The organism is Okeania sp. SIO3I5, from assembly GCF_010672085.1.
GTDB lineage: Bacteria > Cyanobacteriota > Cyanobacteriia > Cyanobacteriales > Microcoleaceae > Trichodesmium.
The window spans coordinates 1-1,193 of record NZ_JAAHHT010000538.1; the positions used below are offsets into that span (position 1 = coordinate 1).

2 protein-coding genes are annotated in these 1,193 nt (G+C 41.0%); both read left to right on the forward strand.

Annotation, left to right across the window (positions count from 1 at the left end; genetic code table 11):
• Positions 1–115 precede the first annotated feature (115 nt).
• A complete protein-coding gene (locus F6K40_RS40355) occupies positions 116–718 on the forward strand; it encodes an IS607 family transposase (protein ID WP_293146013.1) in 603 nt (200 codons plus the stop codon).
• A 127-nt stretch (positions 719–845) separates the two neighbouring features.
• Positions 846–1,172, forward strand: coding sequence for a hypothetical protein (locus tag F6K40_RS40360; protein WP_293146010.1), 327 nt, complete (start codon positions 846–848; stop codon positions 1,170–1,172).
• The last annotated feature ends 21 nt before the right edge of the window (positions 1,173–1,193 follow it).

Genomic DNA, 1,193 nt, shown 5'->3' on the forward strand with positions numbered 1-1,193 from the left:
TCAGTTTTAGCTGTGTCAGTCTACTACTAGAGTTGGTAACAAATTATTAATTTTCTATTTAAAACGCTCAAAAAGCAACAAATCGTGCTAAGATAGAAAAAAATCAATGTTTCAGATGAAATATGTCAGACCCAAAGAAGCAGCCTCAATCCTTGGAGTTGCAGTCTCAAGTCTCAGACGATGGGAAGAAGAAGGCAAAATTAAAGCAATCAAAACCCCGTCAGGGCACAGGCGGTACTCAATCGCAGAAATCGAACAGGCAGCAGGTTTGCCCAGGGCAATTACCACTGTTTGCTATGCACGGGTGTCGAGCCATTCCCAACGAGACGATATTGAGGGACAAATTGAACTATTGCTCTCAAGATTCCCAGAGGCAGAAATCATATCAGAGATTGGCAGCGGACTCAATTTTAAGCGGAAGCGATTCCTCTCCATTTTGGACAGAATTTGCACAGGTGATATCAAGCGCCTTGTCGTTGCCCACCCAGACAGACTTGTTAGATTCGGATTTGAACTGGTTAAGTGGCTATGCGAACGTAACGGGTGCGAACTCTTGGTTCAGGGTGACAGCAAACAATCTCCCGAACAAGAACTCGTTCAAGATATGTTGTCCATCATCCACTGTTTCAGTTCGCGGCTTTATGGGTTACGCAGATACAAAAAAGATATCGCTGAAAAAGTACGGGAAAAACCCATACAAAAAGAGTCAAAAAGTTAAGCCAAATAGTGTTTTAAAAGTTCCAGTTTGGCCTAGCATTGAACTACATAAAATTTGGAAGCAATGGCTGGCTGCTTACCGTTGGGTTTACAATCAGTGTGTTGAGTTTTTTAATCATCAAAGAACTTTGCCAAAAGGAAAGTCTTTAGACCAAGTAATTCAAAGCAAACAAACTCTACTTGAGAATGAATGGACTAAATGTTTAGGCAAAACCAGACAAGAAGCAGTGGCCGAAGCAGAACAGGCATACAAACAAGCTAAGGCTGCTAATAACGGTCAAAGTTTTCAATTACGTTATCGTTCTTGTCGAAATAAATCCCAAGTAATTCAGTTTAAAAACGACGCTTATCGGGATGGAACTTGGTTTCCTAAAAAGGTAAAAGGTATGCTTTTTTGTACAGCAATTGGATATCAAATACCTCGTAATTGCGATTATGGAACTGAGCTGGTTTAAGATCGGAAGAGCGTCGACAGA